Origin of the sequence: Symbiobacterium terraclitae, from assembly GCF_017874315.1 — a bacterium.
Classification (GTDB): domain Bacteria; phylum Bacillota; class Sulfobacillia; order Symbiobacteriales; family Symbiobacteriaceae; genus Symbiobacterium; species Symbiobacterium terraclitae.
On the sequence record NZ_JAGGLG010000032.1, the window covers coordinates 1 to 22,034 of the forward strand.

At 69.8% G+C, this 22,034-nt stretch carries 19 protein-coding genes; 15 read left to right on the top strand and 4 right to left on the bottom strand.

What is annotated here, in order from left to right; all coding sequences use genetic code 11:
- Nucleotides 1–344 precede the first annotated feature (344 nt).
- Complete coding sequence (locus J2Z79_RS15080; RefSeq protein ID WP_209467724.1) at nucleotides 345–737, top strand: hotdog fold thioesterase; 393 nt, start codon at nucleotides 345–347, stop codon at nucleotides 735–737.
- Between the two features lie 118 nt (nucleotides 738–855).
- On the opposite strand, the gene J2Z79_RS15085 is transcribed toward J2Z79_RS15080, so the two are convergent.
- On the bottom strand, nucleotides 856–1,659 hold the full coding sequence (locus J2Z79_RS15085) for a DUF169 domain-containing protein (RefSeq protein ID WP_342589509.1): 804 nt from the start codon (nucleotides 1,657–1,659) through the stop codon (nucleotides 856–858).
- A 412-nt stretch (nucleotides 1,660–2,071) separates the two neighbouring features.
- Here J2Z79_RS15085 and J2Z79_RS15090 point away from each other — a divergent pair, with 412 nt between their 5' ends.
- From J2Z79_RS15090 to J2Z79_RS15130, 9 genes are all read left to right on the top strand, one after another.
- Nucleotides 2,072–2,437: a hypothetical protein gene (locus J2Z79_RS15090; RefSeq protein ID WP_209467725.1), complete on the top strand. Its 366-nt coding sequence runs from the start codon at nucleotides 2,072–2,074 to the stop codon at nucleotides 2,435–2,437.
- Nucleotides 2,438–2,624: 187 nt separating this feature from the next.
- Nucleotides 2,625–3,356, top strand: a complete 732-nt coding sequence (locus J2Z79_RS15095) for a Yip1 family protein (protein ID WP_209467726.1) — start codon at nucleotides 2,625–2,627, stop codon at nucleotides 3,354–3,356.
- 13 nt (nucleotides 3,357–3,369) lie between these two features.
- A complete protein-coding gene (locus J2Z79_RS15100) occupies nucleotides 3,370–4,947 on the top strand; it encodes an efflux RND transporter periplasmic adaptor subunit (RefSeq protein WP_209467727.1) in 1,578 nt (525 codons plus the stop codon).
- On the top strand, nucleotides 4,944–5,672 hold the full coding sequence (locus tag J2Z79_RS15105) for an ABC transporter ATP-binding protein (protein WP_209467728.1): 729 nt from the start codon (nucleotides 4,944–4,946) through the stop codon (nucleotides 5,670–5,672). Before J2Z79_RS15100 ends, J2Z79_RS15105 begins: the two co-directional genes overlap by 4 nt.
- The gene (locus tag J2Z79_RS15110; protein WP_209467729.1) at nucleotides 5,669–6,871 is read left to right on the top strand and encodes an ABC transporter permease; all 1,203 of its coding nucleotides are present in this window, start codon (nucleotides 5,669–5,671) and stop codon (nucleotides 6,869–6,871) included. The genes J2Z79_RS15105 and J2Z79_RS15110 overlap by 4 nt, the downstream gene beginning before the upstream one ends.
- Before the next feature lie 13 nt (nucleotides 6,872–6,884).
- The gene (locus J2Z79_RS15115; protein WP_209467730.1) at nucleotides 6,885–9,206 is read left to right on the top strand and encodes an MSCRAMM family protein; all 2,322 of its coding nucleotides are present in this window, start codon (nucleotides 6,885–6,887) and stop codon (nucleotides 9,204–9,206) included.
- Nucleotides 9,207–9,410: 204 nt separating this feature from the next.
- Entirely contained in the window at nucleotides 9,411–9,935 is a 525-nt protein-coding gene (locus J2Z79_RS15120; RefSeq protein ID WP_209467731.1) for a stalk domain-containing protein, read from the top strand.
- A 205-nt stretch (nucleotides 9,936–10,140) separates the two neighbouring features.
- Nucleotides 10,141–11,667: a serine hydrolase gene (locus tag J2Z79_RS15125; RefSeq protein ID WP_209467732.1), complete on the top strand. Its 1,527-nt coding sequence runs from the start codon at nucleotides 10,141–10,143 to the stop codon at nucleotides 11,665–11,667.
- 50 nt (nucleotides 11,668–11,717) lie between these two features.
- Entirely contained in the window at nucleotides 11,718–13,487 is a 1,770-nt protein-coding gene (locus tag J2Z79_RS15130) for a chloride channel protein (protein ID WP_209467733.1), read from the top strand.
- A gap of 120 nt (nucleotides 13,488–13,607) precedes the next feature.
- Here the strand turns inward: J2Z79_RS15130 and J2Z79_RS15135 are convergent, their stop codons facing one another.
- Together J2Z79_RS15135 and J2Z79_RS15140 are read right to left on the bottom strand one after the other, a co-directional pair.
- Nucleotides 13,608–13,934 (bottom strand): DUF1634 domain-containing protein, encoded by a 327-nt coding sequence (locus J2Z79_RS15135; protein WP_209467734.1) that lies wholly within the window; start codon nucleotides 13,932–13,934, stop codon nucleotides 13,608–13,610.
- Nucleotides 13,935–14,774, bottom strand: coding sequence for a sulfite exporter TauE/SafE family protein (locus J2Z79_RS15140; protein WP_209467735.1), 840 nt, complete (start codon nucleotides 14,772–14,774; stop codon nucleotides 13,935–13,937).
- Nucleotides 14,775–15,000: 226 nt separating this feature from the next.
- Here J2Z79_RS15140 and J2Z79_RS15145 point away from each other — a divergent pair, with 226 nt between their 5' ends.
- Nucleotides 15,001–17,595, top strand: a complete 2,595-nt coding sequence (locus tag J2Z79_RS15145) for a S8 family serine peptidase (RefSeq protein ID WP_209467736.1) — start codon at nucleotides 15,001–15,003, stop codon at nucleotides 17,593–17,595.
- 199 nt (nucleotides 17,596–17,794) lie between these two features.
- Complete coding sequence (locus J2Z79_RS15150) at nucleotides 17,795–18,169, top strand: HesB/IscA family protein (RefSeq protein ID WP_209467737.1); 375 nt, start codon at nucleotides 17,795–17,797, stop codon at nucleotides 18,167–18,169.
- Between the two features lie 47 nt (nucleotides 18,170–18,216).
- On the opposite strand, the gene J2Z79_RS15155 is transcribed toward J2Z79_RS15150, so the two are convergent.
- Nucleotides 18,217–19,206: an MBL fold metallo-hydrolase gene (locus tag J2Z79_RS15155; protein ID WP_209467738.1), complete on the bottom strand. Its 990-nt coding sequence runs from the start codon at nucleotides 19,204–19,206 to the stop codon at nucleotides 18,217–18,219.
- 180 nt (nucleotides 19,207–19,386) lie between these two features.
- On the opposite strand from J2Z79_RS15155, the gene J2Z79_RS15160 reads away from it, so the two are divergent.
- The 3 genes from J2Z79_RS15160 to J2Z79_RS15170 all read left to right on the top strand — a co-directional run bounded on the left by J2Z79_RS15160 (nucleotide 19,387) and on the right by J2Z79_RS15170 (nucleotide 21,995).
- Nucleotides 19,387–20,691: a histidine kinase gene (locus J2Z79_RS15160; protein ID WP_342589510.1), complete on the top strand. Its 1,305-nt coding sequence runs from the start codon at nucleotides 19,387–19,389 to the stop codon at nucleotides 20,689–20,691.
- A 95-nt stretch (nucleotides 20,692–20,786) separates the two neighbouring features.
- The gene (locus J2Z79_RS15165; RefSeq protein ID WP_245302840.1) at nucleotides 20,787–21,560 is read left to right on the top strand and encodes a LytR/AlgR family response regulator transcription factor; all 774 of its coding nucleotides are present in this window, start codon (nucleotides 20,787–20,789) and stop codon (nucleotides 21,558–21,560) included.
- A gap of 177 nt (nucleotides 21,561–21,737) precedes the next feature.
- A complete protein-coding gene (locus J2Z79_RS15170; RefSeq protein WP_209467740.1) occupies nucleotides 21,738–21,995 on the top strand; it encodes a hypothetical protein in 258 nt (85 codons plus the stop codon).
- The last annotated feature ends 39 nt before the right edge of the window (nucleotides 21,996–22,034 follow it).

Here is a 22,034-nt window from a genome sequence, read left to right on the forward strand (position 1 = left end):
TCAGACAGCGCATGAAGAAGTAGGCACGATCGTTGATATCCAATCATTGGGAGTCTGCCCCTATCTCACGTGCGGTTACCCGGACAGGCTCCTAGGGGGTGACGGTTAAGTATGATCCTTCACATGCGAAGTGGCAAGAAATCGCAAGGGGTCGCGAGCGAGGCTGCGGAAACGTGACACTTCAGGTGTGAAAGGTGTCGCGGCAAGAAACGGGCCCAGGGTGTGGCAAGGCCACGAAACGGGCACTGGGGTTGTATGCGAACTTGGAAAGTTCGAACCAAGAAGGGTGCGGGGCCCGCCGCGGCGAATCTCAGGAGCCAGCAACGGGGAGGGGGCTATCGCGAATGGATCAGAAACCCTACACGGACGGCACGATGGTGGAGACGCTGGGCATCGTGCTGGAGGAGGTCACGCCGGAGCGGGTCGTCGCCACGATGCCGGTGGATCACCGCACCCGCCAGCCCTTCGGCCTGCTGCACGGCGGCGCCTCGGTGGCGCTGGCGGAGACGGTGGCCTCCATCGGCGCGGCGCTGAACGCCGGCGAGGGGCGTACGGCGGTCGGCATGGAGATCAACGCCAACCACATCCGCTCCAAGCGGGAGGGCACCGTGCGGGCGGTGGCCACGCCGGCACACATCGGCCGCAGCACCAGCGTATGGGAGATCCGCATCACCGACGAGGAAGGGCAGCTGATCTGCCTCTCCCGGTGCACGCTGGCATTCGTCGACCTCAAGTGACGGCACCGAACAGAAGGGCAAACGAGCGGAGGCTGGGGAGAGGATCTCCTCAGCCTCCGTCGCGTGGCGCCAGTCGGGCGGGACCCTGTGGCCCGTGACCGCCAGGTCGGGAGCGGCGTTACGAGGTCTCGCCCTCGTCCCAGCGGCGCTGCAGCTCCTGGTACGTGGCCGGGAACTCCGGCGTGTAGCGCAGGAAGGTGGGGATCGGGTAGCGCACGCCGCCCTTGTGCGTGCCCTCCAGCCCCTCCAGCAGGTCGCCGACCTGCGACCAGGGGATGGTGAACGCCATCTCGTGGTCCTGCGTCTGGCCGAAGATCCGGTCGCCGAGGCAGGGCAGGATGAACTGGGGCTTCCCCTCCCGGGCGGTGCGGATGACGATGTCCGCGCAGTCGGCCCGGCCGGAGGTGACGGAGGTCAGCGAGCCGCCCGTCTTCCACAGCGCTCCCGTCACCGCCCGCATGATCTGGGCCGAGTTGCCGTAGATCAGCAGCGTCTCGGGCTCGAAGCTGCAGCGGGTGAGCGGGGCTACGACGACCGTACCCGCTTCCTCGGGCGTGAACTTCGGCACCTCCTGCTCGGTCAGGGCACCCTGGGCGCAGGTCTCCACGTACATCCCCGCCGCCAGGTTGCCTTCGGTGTAGAACGGAATCGCAGGCTTGAAGCCGAACGCCACCTGAGCGATGGGGCAGCTCAGGTCCTCGGGACCCATGGCGATCGCCCAGCCGTACCGCCTGGCCATGCCGATGCCCTGGCAGATGGCGATCTTGATCCCCATGTCGCGCAGCGGCCGCCGCACCCTCTCCGGCAGCGGCTCCCCGGCCCGCACGACCCGGATGCCCAGCGGGAACGTGTCCGTGCGCAGGTGACGGTCAAGCTCGGCCGCCACCGCCTTGCAGTCCAGCACCCTCGCATTCTCCGCCACACATATCCCCTCCCGATTGTCGAATTTCTATACATTCATACAGAACTCCTCCAGCCGGTTGCGCCCCGAGCGGACGATGCTTGATGACAATATGAGGGAACTCGGTCCCTGTGCCCCGGCCTGCGGTGGGTCCCGAAAGAGGCCCGACGCACGCCGCCGCACGTCGTCGTCCCCGGGACAACCGGCGGGTCTGAATGAGGCCCGGCGCACGCCGGAGCACCCGGGACAACCAGCGGGCGCGATGGCGGTCCGCCGTGCGCCTTCGAACCGCGAGCCAGCGGCGGGCCTGGGGTTGGACCGGGTGAGGCGCGTTCACCCGGGCCAGCCCAGAAGGAAACCCGGCCAGCGAAAAAGAACAACAATGAGGAGAGGGAAGAAACAACAGTAAAAAGAAAGTTTCAGGAGGGATCCTATGTACGTATTGGTGATGCTGCACAGCATCGTGCGCTGGCTGGTCCTCGCCGGCGCGCTGCTGGCGCTGGTCGGTGCCCGGGTGACGGGCGACAGCGGCCGCGACGGGTGGGGAGCGAAGGCCGGCTTCCTCTACACCGTCCTGCTGGATGTGCAGGTGCTCATCGGGCTGATCATCTGGGTACTCGAGTCCGGATGGAAGCTCAACGCCTTCTTCGCCTACGTGCACCCGGTAGCCATGCTGCTGGCGCTCGTGATCGCCCACTTCGGCCGCACACAGCAGAAGAAGACGGTTCCCGCCGCAGGATTCTGGCCCTTCCTCGTCTCGCTGGCGCTGGTGGTGGCGGGAATCCCCTGGGCGCAGTGACGCCGCCCGCAGGGCCCCCCTCCGGAAGGAGGGGGGCTTCGGCTTTGCCATGGCGGTTACCGCCCATCCTGGCAGCGTTTTTTGCTTATGACCTGAACCTATTGGGCGGGCGGCGGAGTCTCATCAAGGGAACAGGCGGGGAAACCCGCCGCCGATCGACGTCGTCCTATGACAGGAGGGTTTTGCCGTGAGTGAACCTCTGGTGCGCAACGATGCGGAGCCGCGCATCTCCCCCTGGGGAGCGCTGCTGAGCGTGGTGACGTCCCCGGGTGAGACCTTTCGCTCGCTGGGCCGCAAGCCGCCGGTGCTGGCACCGTACCTCATCCACAGCCTGGTCGGTATCGTGGCGATCGCCCTCTCCTACTCCGCCCTGATGGATCTGGCCATGGAACAGGCCGCAGCGGCGATGGCCAACCAGCCCCAGATGACTGCGGAAGACATGGCCATGATGCAGACCGTGATGCGCTGGTCCGGAGGTGTGGCCCTGGTTGTCCAAGAGATCGCCGGCCCGTGGGTCGTCGGCCTGGTGCTCGCCCTCGTGGCCACCTTCTTCGGCCAGTTCCAGGGCGGCGAGGTTCCGCTCACGTCCTACATGGGCATGATCGGCTACGCCCGGATGCCCCTGGACATCGCGCGGCTGCTGTCGGCGGTGTTCATGGCCGTGACGGGGAAGCAGCTCGACCTCAGCGCCGCGGCCCTCCTCCCGGACGGCGCCAGTCCGGTGCTGATGGGCGCGCTGCAGATGATCAACCCGTTCGGCATCTGGTACTACGCCCTGCTGGCGATCGGCTTCGCCGCCCTCTTCGGCCGCGAGCCCCGCAGGGGCTGGGCGATGCCCGTCACTCTCTTCGTGCTGGGCGTGATCGTCAGCGCCGCCGCCGCAAGCATCGGCGCTGCATTTACGATGAATGTGGGCTAAGGGAGGGGCAGGTGTGAGAAAGAAGGTACTCGTCGCAGCTGTCCTCCTCCTTTCCGTGGCCGTGCTGATCTGGGCCAACGCCTCGGGCGGACTGCCCACAGCGGGGCGGAGGGACACCGCCCAGGGCCCCGCAGGCGCCCCGCTGGTCCGGGTGCAGACGGTGTCGCGGCAGAACCTCCAGCAGGAGGTCGTGGCGCCGGGCGTGCTGCAGGCCAGCACCGCGCACGAGCTGCGGGCGCCCTTCTCCACCAAGTCGGTCAAGCTGCTCGTCGGCATCGGCGACCGGGTGGAGGAGGGCCAGGTGGTGGCCGTGCTGGATGCGTCGGATCTCGCACTGCAGGTGTCCGCCCAGGAGGCGCAGGTCGCCCAGCTGGAGGCCCAGTTGTCCAGCCTGTACCTGCAGCAGCAGCAGGCGCCGCTGCAGCTGGACCAGCGGCTCGAGCAGGCCCGGGCGCAGTTGCTCCAGGCCGAGGACAACCTCGCCTCGGTGCTCCGTCAGGATGACGCCCTGCGCACGCGCCTGGAGCAGGCCCGCATCAACCTGACCACCCTGCAGAACCGCAGTGCAGAGGGCGCGGCCGCCACGGAGACGGCCCGCAAGAACCTGATGAGCGCCGAGGAGGCGTACCGGGCCGATCCGTCCAACCCGTCCCGCCGCGCCGCCTACGAGCAGGCCAAGGCGGCCTACGAGGAGGCCCTGACGAAGAGCCGGGACTCGGCCGCGCAGGCGGCCGCACAACTGCGGGCGGCCTACGACGAGCTGGCCGCGGCTGAGGCCGACTACGCCCGTGTGAGCGGCGACAACCCCGTCGCCGTCCAGCTGGCCAGCAGCCAGGTGCAGGCGGCCCGCCTCGCCCTGCAGATGGCCGAGATGGAGGCCCAGGCCGGCGGCACGATGGCCGAGCAGGTCCGGGCGGCCGAGCTCAACCTGCAGGCGACCCGGTCGGCCCTGGAGTCGCTGCGCGGCAAGCTGGAGCAGGCCGAGCTGAAGGCTCCCGCCGCCGGAACCGTGCTGGCGGTGTCCGTTACCGACGGGCTGCCCGCGCAGGAGATGCAGCTCCTGCTCACCATCGGCGGCCTGGACGAGTTGAAGGTGGTCGTGCAGGTGGACGAACTGGACATCGTCAAGGTCAGGCCCGGCCAGGCGCTCTCGGTGGAGACCAACGCCGCGCCCGGCGAGGTGTTCTCGGGCCGGGTGACCCGGGTCGCCGCGCAGGCGACGATGGGCGGCGGCGGCTCGCCGTACTTCGTCGTGGAGGGCAGCGTGGCCAACCGCGCGGACCTCCTGCGGGCGGGCGTCAACGCCGAGGTGGTCATCGCCACGGCGGAGCGTGAGAACGTCATCGTCGTCCCGCTGGCCGCGGTGCGCGAGCAGAACGGCGAGGCGAGCGTCCTCGTGGTGGAGGAGTTCACCGTCAGGGTGCGCCCGGTCAATGTGGGGCTCAGGACCGAGACCGAGGTCGAGATCACGGAGGGGGTCGAGGAGGGCGAGCAGATCGTCGTCAGCCCCTTCACCCTCATCAACTCGTTGAAGGACGGAGACCCGGTCCGCGTCGAGACGCTCCGGGAAGCCGGGGGGGAAGGCCGATGATCAAGCTGCGTGACATCACGAAGGTCTACAAGATGGGCGATACGGAGGTGCACGCGCTGCGCGGGGTGAGCCTGGACATCTCCGCAGGCGAACTGGTGGCCATCATGGGGCCCTCGGGCTCGGGCAAGTCGACGCTGATGAACATCCTCGGCTGCCTGGACCGGGCCACCAGCGGCACCTACGAGCTGGACGGACGCCTGATCGCCGCAAGGGACGAGTCGGAACTCGCCCGGGTGCGCAACCGGCAGATCGGCTTCGTCTTCCAGACCTTCAACCTGCTGCCCCGCATGACGGCCCTGCGCAACGTGGAGCAGCCGCTGCTCTACGCCGGCGTCGGGGCGCGGGAGCGGCACAGGCGGGCCCGGGAGGCCCTGGAGCGCGTCGGCCTCGCCGAGCGCATGCACCACCGGCCCAACGAGCTTTCCGGCGGCCAGCGGCAGCGGGTGGCCATCGCCCGGGCGCTGGTGACCCGGCCGTCGATCATCCTGGCGGACGAGCCCACCGGCAACCTCGACTCCCGCACGGGCGAGGAGATCCTCGCCCTCTTCCAGGAGCTGCACGCCGAGGGGGCGACCGTGCTCATCGTCACGCACGAGCCGGACGTGGCCCAGCACGTCAACCGGGTCATCCGGCTGAAGGACGGGCTGATCGTCGGCGACGAGGTCGTGGCGAACCCCATCCGGGCGAAGGAGCGCCTTGCCGAGATGGGAGGGCCGGAGGAATGAACCTCCTCGAGACGCTCCGGGTCGCATGGGAGGCGCTGATCGCCAACAAGATGCGGTCAATCCTCACCATGATCGGCATCATCATCGGCGTCGGGTCGGTTATTGCCGTCATCGCCATCGGGCGGGGCACCGAGGCCGCGGTGGTGGGCGAGCTCGAGGGGCTGGGGGCCGGGATCTTCCAGCTCTACCCCGGATCGATCACCAGCGAGGGCACCCTCACCCGCACGGAGCCGTTCCGGGAGCGCGACCTGCAGGTGCTGAAAGCGATGCTGCCCGACGTCGTCGCCGTGGTCGGCACCGACTCGGTCGGCGTCCAGGTGGAGTGGGAGAAGGAGACCCTTTCCTCCTATGCCGTCGCCGCCTACGACGGAACGGACGTGGCGATGAACCTCAAGGTGAAGGACGGCCGCTGGTTCACGGAGGCCGAGATCAACGGCGGCGCACGGGTCGCGGCCCTCGCCGAGGACGCGGTGAAGCGGCTCTTCGGCGATGGGGACCACGCCGCCGTGGGCGAGCGGGTGAAGATCAACGGGCTCTCCTACGAGGTCATCGGCGTAGTGGAGAACACCACCGGATCGCTCAGCCGGAGCTTGGGGGCGCAGGACACCACGGTCTACCTGCCGGTGGGGGCGGTGCGTCGGATCACGGGCTACTCCGACATCTGGGGCCTCGTCGTGAAGGTGAGGCCCGGCGCCGACGTCCAGTCGGTGATGGACGACGCCGTGGCCCTGCTGGAGCGCACCCACCATGGGGCCAAGTTCATGGGCTTCAGCATGGAGCAGGCGACCCAGGCCATCACCACCATCACCGGCCTGCTGACGGGCCTCATCGCCTCCATCGCCGCCATCTCGCTGCTGGTGGGCGGCGTCGGCATCATGAACATCATGCTGGTGTCGGTGACCGAGCGCACGCGCGAGATCGGGCTGCGCAAGGCGATCGGGGCCACGTACGGCAACATCATGACCCAGTTCCTGATCGAGGCCGTGGTGATCTGCATGGTGGGCGGGGGGACCGGCGTCGCCTTCGCCTCCATCCCCGTCTGGCTGGTCGGTCGTGCGATGGGCATTTCCCTGTTGATCGACGTGTGGTCGGTGATTCTGGCTCTGGGCTTCTCCGCCGTCGTCGGGGTGCTGTTCGGCGTCTACCCGGCCTCGAAGGCGGCCCGGCTCGATCCCATAGAGGCCCTGCGCTATGAATAAGGAGGATGTGCGTGTGAGTGGCTATACCGTTACGACTCCCAGGGCTCTGAATCGCCGGATCGCGGCCCTGCTCGTGAGCCTCCTGCTCCTGCTGACGGCCCTGCCGGCCTACGCCCAGGAGGCGGCGACCGCGGTGCTCATCCGCGTGGCGGACGCGGCGGGCCAGCCGATTCCGAAGGCGACAGTGGAGGTATACGAGCTCGGGCTGGGCCTGGTTGCGCTGCAGGAGGCCGCGCAGGACGGCCTGGTCCGGGTGCCCTACACCCCGGGTACCACGCGCCTGTGGCAGGCCCGGGCCACGGCGCCCGGGTACGAGGTCCAGGAGTCGGGCTGGTTTGACCCCGCCCAGGCCGGCGTGCGCACCATCACGCTGGAGCCGCTGGGCGGTGAGCTGCAGCTCTACATCCGGGACGCGGACGGCCGCTCGGCGGCCCATGTGACGCTGCTGACCAGCGGCGGGCGCCTGGTCTCCCAGGGCACCGCGCAGGCCGGCCGCTGGATTGCCCGCGACCTGTCCCCCGGCGAGTACCGGGCCGTGGTGACGGCTGAGGGAATGGCGCCGGTGGAGAAGCGGATCTCCGTCGCCCGGGGCCGGGTGACGGTCGAGGCGATCTCGCTGACCGCAGGCACCGTGATCGCCACCGGCGAGGTGGTGGACGGCGCAACGGGCTCGCCCATCCGCGGGGCCAAGGTGGAGCTGGTGCGGGGCGAGAACGTGGTCGTGGCCGAGGCGGAGACCGGCGTCACCGGGCGCTTCTCCATCCGGGAGCCGCTGCCTTCGGACACCTACCGGCTTCGGGTGAGCATGCCCGGGTACACCCCGGTGGAGACCGACCCCGAGAGCGTGCTGCCGGGCGGGATGCTCGAGTACTCCGGGCTGAAGCGGATCAAGCTCAACCGCAGCACGGGCGCGGTGGAGGCGGTGCTCACCACCATCGGCAACCGCCCGATCCGCACGGCGGAGATCGTGCTCATGCGGCAGGGACTGGGCGAGGTGGCCTCGGCGCGGGTCGACAGCAACGGGGCCGTGCGGTTTGACGCGGTCCCGGCCGGCGACGGCTACAAGTACCAGCTGGTCGCCTTCAACGCCGTGGACAGCCTCACGGTGGACCACATCGACCTAGCCATCTCCGACTGGTTCACCGTCAAGCCGGGGGCCACGGTCTCGATCTCTCTGATCGCGCAGACCTTCCGTGATCAGTCGCTGGTGCGTTCGACCGTGACCGGCACGGTCACCGGGCCCACCGGCCTGCCCATCGAAGGCGCCACCGTTGAGCTGATCCGCCGTTCCCACGCGGTCTACAAGGCGACCACTGACGCCGAGGGCAAGTTCATCATCGAGAACGTCGATGCCAGCCAGGACGGCGGCTCCGTCCAGTCGCCCTACATGATGCGGGTGAGCAAGGACGGCTACGTGACCACCCGCGAGGTGGTGGTCTCGGGCAGCGCCACGACGACCTTCCACGTGCCCGGCGGCGGGCGGATGTCCGTCCAGGCCACGCTCTACCCGGCCGTGGCCACGGTGCAGGGGCGGATTGTGGACGCCCTGGGCCGGCCCGTCTCCGGCGCCGAGGTGACGATGGTGCTGGGCGACGGCCGCCAGGCGGGGCACGACAAGACCGACAGTGCCGGCTGGTACCGGCTGGGCTCCGTGCCCACCACCACCGCCTGGGCGGCGCTGCGGGTGACCGCCGAGGGCTACCTGCCCACGGGCGACATCGACATGACCGCAGCACTGGGCGCGGGCGATGCGCTCCCCACCGTACGGCTGACGCCGGCCACGGCCAAGCTGGACGGGGTGGTGGTGGACCTGCAGGGCCGCCCGGTGTCCGGGGCTGACGTGCAGCTCTACCTGGACGGCGAGGTGGCCGCCCGGACCACTTCGGAGAGCGACGGGTACTTCCAGATCGAGGCCGACCTCTCCACCGCCACGCTTGGGATGCTCACCGTCAGCAGCCAGGGCTACAGCCAGGGCGGCGTGGTCCTGGGCGAGCTGCCCGGTGCGGGCCAGCAGGTCACCCAGGCCGTGATGATCCACCGGAACAGCGCGGTGGTGACGGGCCGCGTGCTCGATCAGAACGGGCAGCCCGTGGCCGGGGCCCGGGTCGAGCTGGCCGTCGAGGGCGGCGCGGATACCCAGGCCGTGATCACCGGGGCCGACGGCACCTACCGGCTCGAGCAGCCGCTGCCGGCCGGGGCGGCGTGGGCCTGGCTGCGGGCGCAGCCCGCCTCGGGCACCTTCGGCGGGTCGCTGACCCACTCCATGGACATGGCGCCCATCATCCGCCTGACCGCAGGCGACTCGGTCGTCATCGACCTGCTGGTCCGGCGTTAGGCAGCGCGCATGCACGACTCCCGCGGGCACGCCCGCGGGAGTCTCTTACTACGCGCGGATACCTGAAGAATCAAAAAATGGGGTAGAATGGGAGGAGGCAGGCTGCACCCCGCGGTCCGGGGCTGTGGCGAGGGGTGTCCGGCCCGTCCGGGGGGAGGGGAGAGCGGTGAGCAAGGGCTTTCTGACGCACAGGAGGGGAGCGCCGTGAGGGGCGGCTGGCTGCTCCGGGCTGTGATGATGGGCGCGGCGGCGATGCTGCTGCTCGGCGGGCTGCTGACCGCAGTGGCGCACCACCGGAGCGCGTCCGGGCAGGGCGGCGCCCCCTGTGCGCCCCTGGCGGGCTGGCAGGCGGTGACGGTCACCGCCCGGAGCGCATGGGGCGGAGCGCGCACCGGAACTGGGTACCGGACCGACGGCGGGGGTGTCGTCGTGCCGCTGGGGGAGCTTGCGGAGCCCCTGCTGTCCGGCCGGGGCCTCTACTGGGACGGGGAGCGCCGCACCGTCAGCCTGCTGGGACCAGACGACGTGCTGTCCGTACACTTCCCCCCGGGGCGGGAGTCGGTCGAACGGGCGGTTCTCAACGGCGCGGTCATCCCGCTTCGGGCCGTGCTGTGCGGTGAGCAGGTCTACCTGCCGGTGGAGCACCTGGCCGCCGTGCTGGACCTGGAAGTCGTGTGGACGGGTTCGGATTCGCTTCGTCTGGCTCCCGCTGAACCGCGGTCGCGGTGACTGGACGGTCGCCTGTCTGCACGTTGACGCCGGAGGGCGGGGCGCTGCGACCCTTCGGGGGCTTTGCGCGCTCGGATCGAGGCACCTGTGTTCGTCTGCAGTGCACGGGCCGGTCATCTGTATACCCTTGAATTCTCTCCTGCCGCGGTGTATACATCAGGTGTAATATTGGGCTATACGGCGCGGATAAGGATGGGAGACATTCATGGCAGGCCCACGGCCCGCGTTCCATGCGTTCTGCCTGATTACGGCGCTCGCCCTCGTGTCTTCCCTGCTTGGCACGGTGGCCGCCGTTCCTGCTGCCGCGCCTGCGGCACCGGCCTCATTGGGCACTGCTGTCGAGGCGGAGGGTGGCGGGGAGCAACCGGAAGGCGGCGGGGACAACCCGGGGGCAGCCGGGGGCAGCGGTGGCGGCCAGGGGGACCGCCCCGTTGAGGCGTCCCGCCCGGGCGGCTCCGGCCGTGACGAACCCAGGGCGCAGGCCGATTCCGGAGGCAGCTCCAGACCCCTGACGGGGTCGCCCCAGCAGCCCCCGGCGCCGCAGCGGCCGCCGGCGCCCTGCGTCCCGAAGGCGCCGCTGGCCGCGGCCGCCGCGGCGGGTGAGAGCCTGCCCTACGCGGCACCCCCGCCGGTGGAGGCTCCGGTCGGCGCGCTGGCAGATCTGGAGCGGGCGCTCAGTGAGTTCCTGGCCGGCCGGCCGGGAGCTTACGGGATCGCAGTCGTCGACCTGGCCACTGGCGCCACCGCAGCGGTGGGCGCGGATCAGGTCTTTGTCGCCGCGTCCACCTTCAAGGTGCCGCTGGTGATGTACGTCCTCGACCTGGCCGCGCGCGGGGAGGCCGACCTCGAGGAGCAGCTCTTCTACGCGCCCGAGGACTGGGAGGGGGGCACGGGCATCCTCCACAGCTCCGTCCCGGGCGACTGCCACACCGTGTCGGAGTTGCTCAACCTCGCCCTCACGGTGAGCGACAACATCGCCACCAACATGCTCCTGCGCCGGTTCGGCGAGGAGAACGTCTTCGCCTACATGCGGGGACTCGGCGGGACCGTGACCAACCTGGAGACCGGGCGCCGGGCCACGACGCCCCGCGACATGGTCCGCTACCTGGAGCGCGCCTACCGCCAGGCGGCGGCTGAGGGGGGTCACCACTACCGCATCCTGATGGGGCTGCTGACGCAGACCGCCTTCGGCGACCGCATCGCCGCCGGCGCGCCGCCCGGCGTCCCGGTGGCCCACAAGATCGGTACGCTGCCGGCCATGGTGCACGACGTGGGCATCGTCTTCCTGCCCGAGCATCCCTTCGCCATCGCCATCTTCAGCGCAGGCGTGAACGAGCAGGCCGCGGCCGCCGACCTGGCGCAGATCACCCGCCTCGTGAGCGAGTTCCTGAGCGGCTGGGTCTGGGATGGCGTGCCCGAGCTCCCTGGTGAGGGCAGCAGCCAGCCCGGAGCGCCCCCGGGGGATGGCGGAGGCCGGCCCGCGGGCGAGCCCGGTGCACCGCCCGGCGATGGCGGAGACCAGCCCGCGGGCGAGCCCGGTGCACCGCCCGGCGATGGCGGAGGCCAGCCCGCGGGCGAGCCCGGTGCACCGCCCGGCGACGGCGGAGACCAGCCCGCGAGCGAGCCTGATGCGCCGCCCGGCGACGGCGGAGACCAGCCCGCGGGCGAGCCTGATGCGCCGCCCGGCGACGGGCCTGCGCCCCCTGAAGACAGGCAGTGGAACCGAGGATGAGCAACCCTCTCCGTCCGATGCGGAGGGATCGAACTAGGGAAGTCCGAGGTGTGTCTGACGTGGATCCGCACAACATGGGCTACCCGCGGCCGGACTGGCGTCAGATGGTGGCGCCGGTCCGGCCCGCTGATCTCGCCGTGGTTCCGCTCGTGGCCCTCGTGGTCCTCACCGGCGGGCTTACCGCCTTCGGCGTCCGGCTGTTCGAGCGGGCGGTGGACGCCCTGTTCCGCCTGGGGTACGGGCTCCTGCCCGCCTGGCTCGGGGCCGCCGGCGCCCCGGCATGGCTGGCGTTCCTGCTCTTCCCCGCCGCGCTCGGCCTCGTGCACGCGGCGGTCGTGCGGTTCGTCCCGCCGGCCGACCGCCATCACGCCATCCCGCTGGTCATCCTCGCCCGGGCGAGGCGCGAAGGCCGCATCCCGCCGGTCACGACCCTGCTCAAGTCGGCCGCCGCGATCCTCACCCTCGGCGCCGGCGGCTCGCTGGGGCGCGAGGGGCCGGTGGTCCTGCTGGGCTCGGGCATCGGTTCGGCGCTGGGACAGGCCGTCCGCGTCCGGGCTGACTGGCGGAACGCGCTGGTCACCGCCGGCGCGGCTGCCGCCATCGCCACGGCCTTTCACGCCCCGATCACCGGCGCCTTCTTCGCAATGGAGATCGTGCTGGTGCAGTTCACCGCGCGCTCCTTCGCCCTGGCGGCCCTCGGGGCGACGGTGGCCGCCGTGCTGTCGAACTACCTGACCGGGCAGCCTCCGTTCCCGATCCCTGCCTACTCAGTGCAGGACCCGTGGCAGGTCCCGCTGTTCACTGGCCTGGGCCTCTGCGTCGCGCCGCTGTCGCGGCTCTACATCGCGGCGATCTTCGGCGGGGACGAGGCGGGGCGGCACCTGGTGCGGCTCTCCCCCGGGCTGAGAGCCGCACTCGGGGGCGTTCTCTTCGGCCTGGTGGGCCTGGCGCTGCCGGGTACGCTGGGCCCGGGTCTCGCCACGATCCAGGACGCGCTCGGCGGGCGGCTCCCTCTCCTCACGATCGCCGCGCTCCTCGGGGGGAAACTCCTGGCCATCGCGGTGACCAGCGGGGGCGGCTGGACCGGCGGTACCTTCACCCCGGCCCTCTTCCTCGGGGCCATGGGCGGCGGCCTCTACGGTCACCTGGCCGCGCTGGCGTTCCCCGGCCTCGCCATCCAGCCCGGAGCTTACGCCGTGGTCGGCATGGCGGCCATGATCGCCGGCGCGACGCAGGCGCCGCTCACCGCCCTGGCGCTGATCTTCGAGATCACCCGCGACTACCGCATCGCCCTGCCGGCGATGCTCGCGTGCGGCGTGGCCGCCGTGCTCAGCCAGCGCATCAACCCCTACTCGGTGGACACCCTCCACCTGCCCGAGCAGGGCATCCTGCTCCCCTGGCAGCTCCACGACCTGCGGGAGGTGAAGGTGGGCGAGGTGATGACGCGCGGCGTGCACGTGGTCCGGGAGGACATGGACCTGAAGGCGGTGGTCGACCTGATGCACCGGACGCGCCACGGCGGGTACCCGGTGGTGGACGGCGCCGGCCGGCTGACGGGCATGATCACCCTGGAGGACGTGCGGGATGTGCCCGTGAAGGGGAGGCTGAGCACGCCGGTCACCCGCGCCATGTCCCGCAAGCTGGTCGCGGTCACGCCCGATCAGTCCGTCGCCGAGGCGGCCCTGCTCATGGCGCACCACGGCGTCGGGCGGCTGCCGGTGGTGGCGGCGGACGATCAGACCCGGCTCGTGGGCATCCTCACCCGCACGGATATCCTTCGGGCCTACCCGACGCTGCGGGACGACCTCGGGGCCGGGTAGCACCCCGCCCGCCTGCGCCGTGGACGCCCGGGGCCCAACAGCCCGGGGCCCAACAGCCCGAGGCCCAACAGCCCGGGGCCCAATAGCGCACGCCCACCGGCGCCGTGGCCGGTGGGCGTTCTAGTGCGTCTCCCCCAGCAGAAAGCCGATGAAGACGAAGAGCAGCACGGAGAGGCAGATCAGGGCGTAGGTTCTGTCGCCGAGCTTCAGGTAGATGACCATGGCGGCCGTCACCCGCAGGAGGGGGGTACAGACGAGGGTGATCAGGCCCGCGGTGACCAGGGCGGGTCCGATGCCGGCCGACGTTGCGAAGAGCAGGAGCAGCAGTCCCGCCGCGATCAGGGCGGCCGATGCCCCCGTGCCCAGGCGGAGCAGCCGGGAGACGGCCAGCTCGACCTGCTCGACTTCCCGGGAGACCGACGGCTCCTGTGTGCGCGTGGTGTCCATCTACGAGGTCACCCCTTTCCAGGCCATCTGGAAGGCGACGTAGACCAGCAGCGGGATGAAGAGCAGCCGCAGCGTGGAGCCTTTCAGCTTCACCATCAGCCGCGACCCCAGCATGGCGCCGCCCAGGACGCCCAGCGCCACCGGCCCGGCCACGAGCGGCTCGACGTCGCCCCTGACGAAGTAGACCGAGGCGCTGGCGGCGGCCGTCACCCCGATCATGAAGTTGGACGTGGCGGTGGAGACCTTGATGGGCAGCCGCATGACCATGTCCATCGCCGGTACCTTGAAGGCGCCCCCGCCGACGCCCAGGAGGCCGGCCAGCGCGCCGGAGACGCACATCAGGAACAGCCCCGGCAGCGTGCCGGTGGCCTGGTAGGTGACGGTGCGCCCCAGGGCCTTGTCGTAGTACGAGCCGGAGAGCCGCAGCCGCTGTGACAGCCGGTCGGGCACGACCCCGTCCGGCAGCTCGGTCTTGCGGGCGCGGAACATCGAGTAGGCCGAGTAGGCCATCAGCAGTGCGAAGAGGAGGAAAAGGAACCGGGTGGGCATGTAGCCGGCGATGAAGGCCCCGGAGAGGGCGCCGAGCGTGGAGCCGATCTCGAGGAACATGGCGATGCGGGTGTTGGTGATGTGGTCCCGCAGGTAGGCGACGGTCGCTCCGGTGGAGGTCGCGATGATGGCCACGGCGCTGGCGGCCACGGCCGTGCGGAAGTCGTGGCCGAAGAGCAGCGTGAGGGCCGGGACGATGATGATGCCGCCGCCCAGCCCCAGCATGGAGCCCACCAGGCCTGCGACCAGCGAGGTGCCGAGGATGGAGAGCGTCTCCAGGATGGGGTTCATACTCATCTCCTTCGCCGTCGAGGTAGGGGGCTAACCCCACTATACACCGCCTGGCCAGAGGGAGAAAAGACGCCGGGATACCGCTTTCGCCGACAGCGAAAAAATTCGAATAAAGCAGGAAGGCAGACTAGAGCGGCCGAACAATCCTCCCTACGCCCTCATGGACCCTTTTTCCGGTCCGTGGTGTGTCGGTGCGAGATCACAGGGAGGGAGGAGTGCATCGCAGATGGACCGCAGGCGAGTGATCACGTCAGCCCTGGTCGGGATCATGCTGCTTGGCGCGGCGTTCCCGGCGGCGGCCCGGGTGGAGGAGCTCTACCCGGACCAGCCGGCGCCCGTCTACTGGACGGATGAGATGGTGGATGAGACCCCGCACGCCTGGTTCGTGGAGTTCTCCGGGGCACCGCTGGCCGAGGGCGGCAGCGCGTCCGCGGTGAAGAGCGAGCGGGCGCAGTTCCGGGCCGAGGCAGCGCGGCAGAACGTGAAGTTCCAGGAGCGCTTCGAGTACGAGGAGCTGTTCAACGGCATTTCGATCGCGGCCGATGCCTCGCAGGTGGCCGCCCTCAGCCGGCTGCCGGGCGTCAAGGCGATTTACCCGGTGGTGGAGATCGCCCGGCCTGAGGTGGAGGTGCCCACCGACGACATCGACCTGGTGACCGCCCTGGCGATGACCGGCGCGGACATCGTCCAGTCCGAGCTGGGCTACACCGGCAAGGGCATCAAGGTGGCGGTGATGGACACCGGCATCGACTATCACCATCCCGACCTGGGCGGTGGCTTCGGCAAGGGCTACAAGGTGGCGTACGGGTACGACTTCGTGGGCGACGACTTCAACGCCGACCCGACCCATCCCGGCTACAACCCCGTCCCCGTGCCCGACCCCGACCCCGATGACTGCGCCATCGCCGGCCACGGCACCCACGTCGCGGGCATCGTCGGCGCCAACGGCCGCATCAAGGGCGTCGCACCCGACGTCACGCTGGGCGCCTACCGCGTGTTCGGCTGCGAGGGCAGCACCACGGCGGACGTGATGCTGGCCGCGATGGAGCGGGCGTACAAGGACAAGATGGACATCCTCAACATGTCCATCGGTTCCGCCTTCCAGTGGCCCGGCTACCCGACGGCCGTCGCGGCCGACCGCCTGGTGAAGAAGGGCATGGTCGTCGTGGCCTCCATCGGCAACAGCGGCGAGTACGGCCTCTACTCCACCAGCGCGCCGGGCAACGGCTCGCAGGTGATCGGCGTCGCCTCCTTTGACAACAGCCACGCGACCCTGCGGATCTTCAGGGTGGACGGCGCCGGCGTCGGCTTCACCCCGGCGACGGCCTCGCCCCTGCCGCCCACCGCGGGGACGCTGCCCATCGCCAGCGCGGACGTCGGGGTGGGGGATGACCTGGCCTGCGTCCCGCTGCCGGCCGGCAGCCTGGAGGGCGCGGCAGCGCTGGTGCAGCGCGGCGGCTGCACCTTCTACGAGAAGGCGCTCCACGCCCAGAACGCCGGGGCGGCTGCCGTGATCCTCTACAACAACGTCGCCGGCCGCGTCAACCCGACGGTCGCCGGCGAGGAGCCCATCACCATCCCCGTGGTGGCCATCACCAACGAGGACGGGCTCATGATCCGGGACCTGCTGGAAAGCGGCGACGAGCTCCTGCTGGAGTGGACCGACGAGACCGGCTCGTTCGAGAGCCCGACCGGCGGCCTGATCTCCAGCTTCAGCTCCTACGGGCTCGCCCCCGACCTGTCGCTGAAGCCTGACCTCGGCGCACCGGGCGGCGGCATCTACTCCACCTACCCGCTGGAGGCGGGCGGCTACGCCACCATCGGCGGCACCTCGATGTCCGCGCCGCATGTGGCCGGCGCCGCAGCCCTGCTGCTGGAGGCGATGCCCAAGGCCAAGCCTGACGAGGTGCAAGCGCGGCTGATGAACACCGCCGACCCCAAGTACTGGTGGGGCGCTCCGGCTCTCGGGTTCCTGGACAGCGTCAACCGGCAGGGCGCGGGCATGCTCCAGATCGACAAGGCGATTCTCGCGGACGTCGTCGTGGAGACGCCGAAGCTCGCCCTCGGCGAGAGCACCGGCAAGGCGGTCTCCGAGACACTGACGATCCGCAACAACTCGGGCCGGCGCATCACCTATGCCCTGAGTCACGTGGAGGCCGTCTCCACCGGCGGCGACACCTACTCGCCCTCGTTCTTCATCGGCGACGACGTCGTCTCGTTCCAGAAGGATACGGTGACGCTCTCGCCGAGGGGCGTCACCAAGGTGAAGGTGAGCATCGCACCGGATCCGTCGCTGCCCGACGGCACCATCTACGGCGGTTACATCGTCCTGACGCCGGTGAACAACGACGGCCCGGTCCTGCGGGTGCCTTACGCCGGCTACAAGGGCGACTACCAGGAGAAGGAGGTCCTCACGCCCACGCCCTACGGGTTCCCGTGGCTGGCCCGGGCTGCGGACGGCAGCTACTACAAGGAGGGTGAAGGCGCGGTCTTCACCATGGCCGACGGCGATATCCCGTACGTGCTGTTCCACCTGGATCACCAGTCCAGCCACCTGCGGATCGGCGTGCGGCCGGCGGACGGCGGGGCGGTTACCTACTTCCTCGATCAGGAGTACATGAGCCGCAACTCCCAGCCCACCGGGTTCTTCGCCATCGGCTTCGACGGCATCGTGATGCAGGGCAAGAAGGAGCGCATCCTGCCGGACGGCGACTACGTCCTGCTCATCGAGGTGCTGAAGCCGCTGGGCAACGCCAAGAACAAGGACCACTGGGAGACCTGGACCTCGCCCGTCTTCACCATCGACCGGTCGGCGGAGTAGCTCCCGCCGAACGCGCAGCGGCGCCCGGCATCCCGGCCGGGCGCCGCCGCGCGTTGCACGGGCCCGTATCGGAGGGCCTGCGCCGTCGTCACAAATAAAAGGACCGCTCCACCGTGGGCGGCTTGCGCCGCCGGTGGTTGACGGACCTCCGCCGATCCATGGTACACTAGGGTTCAGTGATCAAAGGAGGGAACCACCCGTGAACATCACCCTGACCGATAAGGCCTCGACACGGCTGAAGGAGATCATCAAGTCCAAGGGTGAGAACCTGGCCCTGCGGGTGCTGGTCCGACCCGGCGGTTGTTCGGGGTTTGAATACGGCATGGCCCTTGAGCGCAATCCGCGCCCGGACGACAACGTGGGCGAGTTCGACGGCATCAAGGTGGTCATCGACCCCGCCAGCCTGCCCTATATTGACGGCTCGACCATCGACTACGTCGACAGCCTGATGGGCGGCGGCTTCGCCATCAACAACCCCAACGCGGTCTCCACCTGCGGCTGCGGCCAGTCCTTCCGCACGGCCGGCGCCGCGGGGGCCCCCAAGTCCTGCGGCAGCGGCGGCTGCTCTCACTAGCTTGGGTGTGACAGGCGCCGGCGGGCACTCCCGCCGGCGCCGTGCGCTTACACGACCAGGTACCGCGCACCCTCCTTGCGCATGCGCCCCTCGGCGCACAGGTAGACCAGGTGCGCCAGCGTCTCCGCCATGGCGAAGCGCAGCTGGTGCAGCGTGAGCCCCGCCACGGGGAAGATGCGCTGGCAGATCTCCCACGCCGTGGACCCTCCCGGGTCCGCGGCGCGCTCCACCTTCGCCAGCCGGTCGGCGTGGTGGGCGGCGATCTCGGCCGCCCGCCCGGCCACGTCGTGGATGAGCGACCGGTGGCCGGTGAGCGCCAGCCGGGCGCCCAGGGCGGAAACGCGCTTCAGCGACGCCAGGTAGTCGGCGAGGGGGTTCGGGCGGCAGCCCGGCCAGATGGAGACGTTGGGGGTGATCTTCGCCAGCAGCATATCGTTGGCCAGCAGGATGGCATCCGCGGGGTTCCAGAAGACCGCCAGGCCGTCGGAGTGGCCGGGCGTCCAGATCACCTCGTACTCGGCCCCGCCCAGCGTGATGCGGCTGCCGTCGGGCAGGGGCCGGATCTCCGGCAGCGGCTTCACCCGCTCGAGCTGCCTCAGGTGGTGCTGCCCCACGGCCCGGGCGTTCTCCTCGTCCATGCCCTCGGCGGCGAAGAGCGCTGTCAGGCGCGGGCCGATCGTGGCCGCCCCATCGCCCCAGAAGCGGTCGAACTGCTCCACCTCCGGCTCGGGCAGGTACGCCGGCGCACCGGTCAGCTGCTGCAGCCAGCCGGCCGCGCCCACGTGGTCGGGGTGGTAGTGGGTCAGCAGGATCTGCTGGATGTCCTGCGGGCGGATGGCCAGCTCGGCCAGCGCGCGGGGCCAGGCTGCCCTGGCCAGGTCGTCGTGGAAGCCCGTGTCCACCAGGGTCCAGCCCGAAGGCCCCCGCAGCAGGTAGCAGTTGACGTAGCGGAGGGGGATGGGGATCGGGATCGGCACCTGGTAGATGCCGGGGGCCACCTCCGTCGGCGGCCGGTACGGCGGGGGATCGGCTTGCACGGTCGAAGGGACCTCCTCTTTCGCCGCCATTGGGAGGCAGGCAAGCGGGATGATCGGGGAGAATAGTGTGCCATGATGCACTATGCTAGTTTTGACGGTGAATCGTACGGGGACGATATTCCCGGTCCGGAAGGAGATGACCGTGCGCCGGGTGTGTGCACCTCGGGAGGTGGGGGCAGCGTGAACCGTAAGTCGCGGGCGGTCGTCCTCACGGTTCTGGCGGGCGGCGCGCTGCTGGTCGGGCTGGCCTGGTTCCGGCCCGCGCAGGCCGCCGTGCTCGCCGCCCTGGTGGTCGCCGCGCAGGCGTTCCTCGTGGCGCGCCTGCTGCGCGGGGGCGACGAGGAGGAGTCGCTCTCGCCCGCCGCGCTGGAGTCGATCACCAGCTTCGACACGTCGCTGCGCATCGGCGAGGAGACCATGCCCTACCTGCGGCAGGGGCTCAACTTCGAGTCGGCCCAGAAGATCTGCGAGATCATCCGGCAGATCACCGAGATGGACGCCGTGGCCATCACCGACGACAAGGTGATCCTCGGCTTCTCGGGCGTCGGGTGCCGGCGGCACCAGCAGGGCGGGCCGATCCTCACCGGCGCCACCCGGTACGTGCTCGACACCGGGCAGACCCGGGTGGTCAACGACCCGCGGGTGCTCTCCTGCGACGAGGAGGGCTGCCCGCACCCGCTGAAGGCGGCCGTCATCACCCCGCTCAAGTTCCGTGGGCAGGTGGTGGGCACCTTCAAACTCTACCGGGCGACGCAGGCGCCGCTCCCCAGTTACGTGGCCCGCCTGGCGGTGGGCATCGCCGCGCTGCTGGGCATCCAGATGGAGCTGGCCGAGTCGGAGCGGCAGCGCCAGCTGGTGGTGCGGGCGCGCCTGGAGGCGCTGCAGGCGCAGATCCGGCCCCACTTCCTGTTCAACGTGCTGAACACGATCATCATGTTCTCCCGCACAGATCCCGAACGCTCGCGCGAGCTCCTCGTGAACCTCGCCCAGTTCTTCCGCAGGTCGCTGACCACCCGCGGCAACACCAACACGCTGCAGGACGAGCTGGAGTACATCCACATCTACCTGGCCCTGGAGCAGGCCCGCTTCGGCGAGAAGCTGCAGGTGAAGATGAAGATCGACCCGCGGGTGACGGGCGCCTCGGTGCCGGTGCTGACGCTGCAGCCGCTGGTGGAGAACGCCATCGTCCACGGCCTTGCCCCCAAGGAGGACGTGGGCGTCGTCGGCATCCGCGTGCGGCAGGTGGGGGACCACCTACATATCCTGATCGCGGACAACGGCATCGGGATGGACCGCGAGCGGCAGCGCCGGGTGTTCGAGGAGGGGTTCGGCAACAACATGGGGCTCGGGCTGACCAACGTCAACGAGCGCCTGGTGTCGCTCTACGGCCCCGAGTACCGGCTGCGGATCCGCAGCAGCCCCGGCGTGGGGACGGCGATCCGGCTGCGCATCCCGCTGCAGCGGGCGGCAGGCCAGGGCGACTGAGCGACATTTGACCGTACAGGACTTGGCGGTCAACGTCGGGTCATCTAAAATGGTATGAAAACGGCCGGTATTGCAAAAAGGGGCGTAGGTTGTCCATGGTGCTGAGGGCCCTGATTGTCGACGACGAATACCCTGCCCGCATGGAGCTGCGGTACCAGCTCAGCCAGTTTCCCGACGTCGAGATCATCGGGGAGGCGACCAACGCTCGCGAGGCGATGACGCTGATCAACGCCCTCGACTACGACGTGATCTTCCTGGACGTGCAGATGCCGGGGATGACGGGAATCGAGCTGGCGCGGAGCCTCAAGGGGCGCGCAGTGGTGCCGAAGGTGGTCTTCGTGACCGCCTACGAGAACTACGCCGTGTCGGCCTTCGAGATCCCGGCGACCGACTACCTGCTGAAGCCCATCGAGGCTGACCGGCTGGCGGAGACGATCCAGCGGCTGCGGGAGGCCAAGGCCGCATCCGCGGGCGAGGGCCGGCCGGAGAAGACGGGGGAGGCGGAGCGCCCGTCGGCAGAGGCCCGGCCGCAGCTCTCCTTCCTGCTCTGCGAGAAGGACGACAAGCAGATCCCGCTTCCCCTGAACGAGATCGTCTACATCTTCTCGGAAGGGTACAACGTGTATGTACAGACCTACTCTGACCGACTGCTGACGCGCCACACGCTGCAGGAGCTGACGGAGCGGCTGCCGTCCACGCAGTTCTTCCGCAGCCACCGCTCGTATATCGTCAACATCTATCAGGTGAAGGAGATCAGCCCGTACTTCAACGGCGCCTATATCATGAAGCTGAAGGACAAGGAGCACTCCGAGGTCATCGTCAGCCGCGCGAACGTCAAGCGCATGAAGGAGCTGTTCTCGCTGGGTTAGGCCGATGGGCAGGCAGTGCCCGCCCGGGGCCCTGCGATGGGCGCCGGGCGGGCACTGTGGCCTGCCGGTCCCCCCCTCCCACCGTTTGCGGTTCATTTTAGTACCTTTGGACTGGCAGGAGGAGGGGCGTCTCTGGAGAAGAAAAAGAAGCCCAGGTTGCGGAGAGGAGAGATGTCTGTGCCGTACTTCGAGCGCCTCACTCCAAACCGCTGGCCGGCCGACGCGCACATCCAGACGCCGTGTGACCCGCTGCAGGCGGCGGCCGAGTTCAGCCGGGCCCACCCCGACTTTACCGGCATGCTGGAGGTCAGCGTGCAGGGGGTGGTCGCCGGGCGCCCCGTGCTCTCAGCCGTGCTGGTGCGGGTGAAGGGGCCCGGGCGCTGTTGCCTGGCGTCGGAGGGGACCGACCTCGCACTCTCCGCCCGCCGGATGTAGTCATTCCTGCAATCATACGATGCCCCCTGCCGCCGGCAG